Origin of the sequence: Amycolatopsis sp. CA-128772, from assembly GCF_002904295.1 — a bacterium.
Lineage (GTDB): Bacteria > Actinomycetota > Actinomycetes > Mycobacteriales > Pseudonocardiaceae > Amycolatopsis.
Window position 1 is genome coordinate 302,065 of the sequence record NZ_PPHG01000027.1, and the last position, 6,000, is coordinate 308,064.

At 68.6% G+C, this 6,000-nt stretch carries 6 protein-coding genes and 1 pseudogene; 3 read left to right on the top strand and 4 right to left on the bottom strand.

Annotated elements, in window-relative coordinates; all coding sequences use genetic code 11:
• Positions 1 to 723: 723 nt before the first annotated feature.
• The gene (locus C2L59_RS13815; protein WP_103349892.1) at positions 724 to 1,179 is read right to left on the bottom strand and encodes a sigma-70 family RNA polymerase sigma factor; all 456 of its coding nucleotides are present in this window, start codon (positions 1,177 to 1,179) and stop codon (positions 724 to 726) included.
• Entirely contained in the window at positions 1,173 to 1,556 is a 384-nt protein-coding gene (locus tag C2L59_RS13820) for a hypothetical protein (protein ID WP_103349893.1), read from the bottom strand. Before C2L59_RS13820 ends, C2L59_RS13815 begins: the two co-directional genes overlap by 7 nt.
• A gap of 739 nt (positions 1,557 to 2,295) precedes the next feature.
• Here C2L59_RS13820 and C2L59_RS47480 point away from each other — a divergent pair.
• A complete protein-coding gene (locus C2L59_RS47480; protein WP_158263079.1) occupies positions 2,296 to 2,433 on the top strand; it encodes a hypothetical protein in 138 nt (45 codons plus the stop codon).
• Positions 2,434 to 2,652: 219 nt separating this feature from the next.
• On the opposite strand, the gene C2L59_RS13825 is transcribed toward C2L59_RS47480, so the two are convergent.
• On the bottom strand, positions 2,653 to 3,099 hold the full coding sequence (locus tag C2L59_RS13825) for a hypothetical protein (protein ID WP_103349894.1): 447 nt from the start codon (positions 3,097 to 3,099) through the stop codon (positions 2,653 to 2,655).
• An 841-nt stretch (positions 3,100 to 3,940) separates the two neighbouring features.
• Between C2L59_RS13825 and C2L59_RS13830 the strand changes: the two genes are divergently transcribed.
• Both C2L59_RS13830 and C2L59_RS13835 read left to right on the top strand, forming a co-directional pair.
• Positions 3,941 to 4,423 carry a hypothetical protein gene (locus C2L59_RS13830; protein ID WP_233223477.1) on the top strand — a complete coding sequence of 161 codons (483 nt, stop codon included), beginning with the start codon at positions 3,941 to 3,943 and terminating at the stop codon, positions 4,421 to 4,423.
• Between the two features lie 129 nt (positions 4,424 to 4,552).
• Positions 4,553 to 5,062, top strand: coding sequence for an aldehyde dehydrogenase family protein (locus tag C2L59_RS13835; RefSeq protein ID WP_233223478.1), 510 nt, complete (start codon positions 4,553 to 4,555; stop codon positions 5,060 to 5,062).
• Positions 5,063 to 5,096: 34 nt separating this feature from the next.
• Here the strand turns inward: C2L59_RS13835 and C2L59_RS13840 are convergent.
• A pseudogene (locus C2L59_RS13840) lies at positions 5,097 to 6,000 on the bottom strand (IS481 family transposase); the annotation flags it as partial.

A 6,000-nucleotide genomic window follows, 5' to 3' on the forward strand; every position in this document is an offset into this window, starting at 1 on the left:
CCGGAGTGTCGCGGCGTCGTAGACGGTCAGGTCGTTCTGGCGGACGTCGACCAGGCCGACCAGGTTCTGGACGGCGGCGAGCCCGGCGGGCTGGGTGACGTCGGGGAAGGTGTGGACGACACGTCCGTCCCGCACCACGACGACGCTCCTGCCGAGTTCGTTCGCGACGAAGATCGATCCGTTGGCCGCGCGGGCCGCGTCGTGCGGGACGATCCCGGTCAGCACCGTCGAGGTGACCTCCCCGCCGGGCAAGGCGATCGTCAGCAGCGAATTGGACGTCTCGTCGGGGACGAGGACCGGTCCGCCGGGAGCGGCGAGCTGAAGATGGCGGAGCCAGCCCGGCAACGGCACGCGGCGGACGACGCGTCCGGTGGCGGTATCAACGAGCGCCAGCGCGTTCGGCTTGCGGACGCCGACCGCGACGAGGTTCGTGACCCCGTCGGCGACGACACCTTCGGGCGCTGCGCCGACCTGGACCACCCGGCCCGCCGGTGGCCGCGTCACGGCGGGCGCGACCGCGGGTTTGGCCGGCGGGGGCAGTTGCGCGGGCCGGTCCTCGACGCTGCTCGAACAGCCCGCCAGGAGAACACCTGCCAGCAGCAACCCCATCCAGCGCACCCGGGCCCCTCTCTCGTCGGCGTAGCCGTCAGGATAGTTCGGGCCGGGCACAGTTCGCGGACATTAACGGGCCTCGTAAGAGGGCGGTAACCCCGGCCGGACCGCTCAGTCCGCGGTGGACCGCCCGACCGTCATCAGGGCTGCGCGCAGCAGCCGGCTCACCTGCGGTGGAGTCCAGCCGGTGCTGCGGGAGATCTCGGCCACCGAGTCGTGCCGCACGACCGCTGCCCAGAGCGCGTAACGCTGCCGGGGCGGGAGCAGGGCCACCTCGTCCCAGAGCACCGCGTCCCGGATGGCGGTGTCCACGTCGGGACCGGCGTGCTTCAGCTGGATGCGCAGCGCCGCGATCAGCCGGGCCCGGTTTCTTCGATCCCTGGCGGGTGTCTGCTCCTCGAGGTGCCGGCGGAGCATGTCGCGGCACAATCGCCCGCTGCGCCGCCGCGAGGAGCCGGTGCGCCGGGCGACGTGATAGGTGAGCAGCACGATCCGATCGCCCGGCGACACGGCCGTGTCACCGAGCCAGCGCGGGATGTCCGACACGGGCGACCTGCGCTTCAGCATGACCGCGACACCTGCCGAGGTGAGCGGGGCTGCCACGGTATCCGGGCCGTCGCCCGGATTCCGGCCCGGCCCAGCGCGAGGTCGATGGCCCGGTCGTCGCTGATCACCCGAAGGTGGCAGCGGGTCCGCGGGCAACGCCGCGCCGCGTTCTGCACGATCGTGACGATCTCGGTTGCGTTCAACGCGCATCCGGCGACATCGAACAGCACCACACCCGAAGCCAGTTCACAGGCCTCGGCCAGGTGATTGATCAAGGTGGCACTATCGGCGGCGGTCATTCCCGATGCGCTGAGCGAGATGACCCCGTCGGCTACCAGCATCCCGACCTGCGGCCGGGCCGCGGCAACCGGAATAGCATTCACGTCTGCCGCGTCCATTCGCTGCCTCCTGCAGGTCGACTCAACGTCGGCACGGGAGTACCACCTTACGAAGTTCTTACACTCCGGCAACTCGACGGATCCGAGGCAGGAGGAAAGACACGGCCGGCGGCGAATGCCGGCGAGCGTGGTGATTCTGCAACCGAGACACAAACTCGAACCCGATCGCCGAGAGTCCGCAGTTCAAACGCCATATTTCGCTCCGCTGGAGACCCATCCGCAAGCTCGTGGACCCCGAATTCCGGCTATGGAGGCGGAGGTCAATGTGATTCTGCCGTGCTTGAACGAAGCGACGGCATTGCCGGCGCTGCTCGTGTCAGTGGCAGTTCAAACTCCCCACTGGCGGCCAGTTAGTGGGAGCTATCTGGCCGGGGGCTCGCCTACGTAACGTGCTCGCGAGAGACGTGGCCGTAGCCGGCGAGGAGTGGCCAAGCACCACCGGACGGAGTGGCTTCGGGTCGCGTTCGTCCTCGCTGTGCTGTTCGACGCGTCGTGCTGGCGGCCGGCGCGAGGTCCGTGTCGTGCAGAGGCCAGCACGGCCGTCGGCGTCGGACGACGGACCTACTGCTATCACTGACCGTGCAACTGGCCGCGAGTGGGGAATCGAGCTGGCCGTCCACGGGGGAGTCCGCCTGGCCGCTGACATGCTCGCCGCAATCAGGAACCGCCTGAAGTTTTCGACGTCCGGTGCGCTGCCCAGACGCAGGTCGAGCCGGTTCCGCGGGCTTCCGTGACCGAAATGCCCGCATACGATCGGGTGGTATGCGTGCTCGGCCGTCAGCGCGAGCTACTTTCGGAGGTGGTCGCCGAGGTGTTCGCGCGCGACCGCGGCGTCTTCCCGGCCGACGAGCCCGGCATGCCGGCCCGGATCCGGTGAACTCGATGGCGCTTCGTCGCACCTCCCAGACGTCTCACATGTCGCCGGGTGACGTCACCCACGTTCGGGGGCGATGCCCTGGATGTCGCCGACGCCACTACCCACCGGAAGAGGTTCATCTCCGACCTCGCCGTGGAACCGGCGCATAGTCTCAACCGCGGCTACCTTCCATCCCGCTCGGCCGCGACTACTGACATACCGAGCACCCCCTCGGCGCCTTCACCCAAAAGCGTTGCGCAAGAGTTCGAAGGCGACTCCGGTAGCGACGGCATACACCCCCTTGTGGAACAGGTCAGTGACAAGTTCCTGCCGTTTCCATTCCCACGGCAAGGGCGCGATGCTCAGGCTGCGATACAGCCCTACGTCGCCGCCCCACACCACCGCATAATGCACGGCGGTCGCCGCGACCGCACCCAGTCCGGTCAGGCCCAGCGCCCCGCGCACCGCGCCGAGAGTGATGCCGTGAATCCAGTGCACGGGGGTGTTGAGCCGTGTTACGGCGGCCTCGTCGCCACGGTGTCCTGACAGGGCTGCGCCGACCTGGCCGGGGACGTTGCTAATTTCCCGGTGAGTCAGGCGTTGCTCCACGGTTTCCGACGCGGTCAGCACCACCGTGCCCACCGCTCCGGCGACCAACCCCAAACCAAGTGCGACTGCGACGTTCATCGGAATCCTGCCTTCTTCCAGAGGTGATTTCGGACAATGCGTACGTTCAGGCCGGTGGGACTTTCCTCGGCTGGGCATTCAGCGCATCGGCCACCGCGGGGCGATTGGCCGCCATCGAACGCTCGGTCTTGGTCGACCATTCGTGGCCTTCGTTGGTGTCGGTATAGCTTGCAGCGGGGCCACGTCCGTGGTTCCAGCAGGTCCAGGCCTGGCCTGCAGTTCCCGATGTCGCTGCGGACTTCGGAAATCAGTCGGTGGGCACCGTCGGTCGGCCAGCCGCGGTGTGGGGACCTCTACGCCGCGCTCCCCCGAAGCCTCGACCACGATCCTGGCTAGCAAATCGGTGGTGGAGCGCTCCGCAGACGCCTTCAATGTGCAGTTCAACGCCAGCGCCCGCACAGCGCCTCCCCGACAATCCCAAGGCCGTGGCGCAGCCCTCGTCACTCACGCCCTCCGGTGACTCACCAGCACTACCCGCTGCGATGGTCCGGCAAACCTGGCAAGAAGGCATCCATGTCCAACATGCCTGTACCTGATCCTCAGTGTCCGGACCGGCTGTCACCCAGCTGGCCTTCGCCGTGACGGCGTGATCCTCCACGGCTGCCCCGTCCTCGACGTGCTCGACCTCGCGGGGCGACGGCCGCGGCCGTCGCCCCTCGATCCGGGCGGCGACGCGCTCAGCCCGCACCAGCCTTCGCCCACGTCGCTCCCGTGCGTTGATTGGCTACCGCCGCGCATCCGACCACTACAGGCGGAGGTACCGATTTCCAGTACTCCGCTCTCCTGAGGTGCGTGGTGGGGGTCGTTACGGGGTATGTGACGGTACTGACAACGGAGGAAGGTGGGACTGTTCACGAGCGACGCGGCTCTGGGACTCTTGCGCGGCGCGGCGGCGGGTGCTGCCGGGACGACCGCGCTCAACGCCGTTACCTACCTTGACATGGTGCTGCGGGCCCGCGGCAGCAGTTCCACGCCGGAGCAGACTGTCGAGGCGGTGGAAGCGAAGACGCCATGGCGCATTGCCGGCGACCAGGAGCAACGAAGCAACCGTCTGTCCGGGCTCGGCGCGCTCACAGGCGTCGCGGCCGGCGTCGGTACCGGCGCGATATTGGGACTGCTCAGCGCCGGAGGTTTCCGGCCCGGCTCGGTCGTCGGCGGCCTGATCGCGACGATCGGTGCGTTGCTGGTCGGCAACGGTCCCATGACGGTGCTGGGAGTGACCGACCCGCGGAAGTGGACTACCGCGGACTGGGTCTCGGACGTCGTCCCGCACGTCGCTTACGGAGCGGTCACCGCCGCGACGCTCCACGCCTTCGGTTCCTGACCACCGTGGCGGCCTGGTCTGCCGACTAGGTCCGCGTCAGCCGGTCAGTGCGGTCCTTCAGCGTTCGGTCGTTCAAGTTCGGGCTTACTGCCGACCACCTCGCCTGGCCGGACCAGTCTCTCCTGCGGTGTGCCGTTCGGCGTCGTCGCGGTGATCGCGCCGTGGAACTTCCCGCTGGTGCTGGACATGCGCTGGGTCGCGCCCGCCCTCGCCACCGGCAAGGCCGTGCTGCTCAAACCCGCCAGCGAAACGGCGACCTGCTGCCGCGTCGTCATCGCCGAACTGTTCCAGGAAGCGGGCCTGCCCGAAGGCGTCCTGCACATGCTGTCCGGCAAGGGCAGCGAGCTCGGCAACGCCGTGGCCGAAGACCCGAACGTCGGCAAGGTCTTTTCGACGGGTCGACAATCGTCGTCCGGTCGCTGTCGGAGTCTGGCGGGCAAGCTTCAAAAAGTTCGTCTCCGAACTGGGCGGCAACAACGCCTTCCTCGTGCCCGCCGATGCCGACGTCGGCGTCGGACGCGGGTGCGTTCGGCAGCTTCGTCCACCAGGTCAGGCTGCATGGCCGTCGGCCGCCACCTCGCCGCCGAATCCTGGCCGAAGACAACGTCGCCGAACTCGCCCGCATCGCGGATTTGCTGACCGTCGGCGATCCGCGCGAAGACGTCGACCTCGACTAGGTGTGATGTCCAGGGAGGTTGGTCAGCCGGGTGACCGGCGGCTTGCCGCCGGTTGAGCTGTGGGGTCGGTGATGATTGTAGAAGTGCAGCCAGCTCGGTAACGCCGCCCGCCGCAGTGTCTCCGTCGGGTAGAAGCAGGCGTAGGCCCACCCGTCGGCCAGAGTCCGGTGGAACCGTTCGATCTTGCCATTGGTCTGCGGCCGGTAAGGCCGGGTCCGTTTCGGGCTGATGCCCAGCTCGGCGCACGTGTCCCGCCAAGCATGGGAGCGGTAGGCCGAGCCGTTGTCCGATAACACGCGCTCGACGGTGACGCCCAGGTCGGCGAACCAGGACACCGCCCGGCGCAGGACCGCCGTGGCGGTGGCGGCGGTTTCGTCGGCGTGGATCTCGGCGTAGGCGACGCGGGAGTGGTCGTCGATGACGGTGTGCACGAACGCGGTCCCGGTGCGGGGCTTGTAGTCCGCGCCGCGGGGCAGCCCCAGAGTGGCTCGCTTGTTGACCTCGCCCTATTGCCGGCCGACGTAGCGGTGCCCGCCGCCGTCGGGGATGTTGCCGAACTTGGTGACATCGACGTGCAGCAGCGACCCGGGGTGGTCGTGTTCGTAGCGGCGCAGCGGTTCGCCGGTGACCCGGTCGATACGGGACAGGCGGTTGATCCGGCAGCGCACCAGGACCACGTGCACGGTGGATGCGGGCAGGCCGAGCCGGCCGGCGATCTGGACCGGGCCCAGCCGCTGCCGCCACCGCAGCTTCACGATCGCCCGGACCACCGGCCCGGGTGTGCGGGCCGGGCTGTGGTGGGGCCGGCTGCTGCGATCAGCCATCCCGGCTGCGCCCTCGTCGCGGTAGCGCTTGGCCCACTTCGCCGCGGTCTTTGCGGCGACCATGAATATCTTCGCT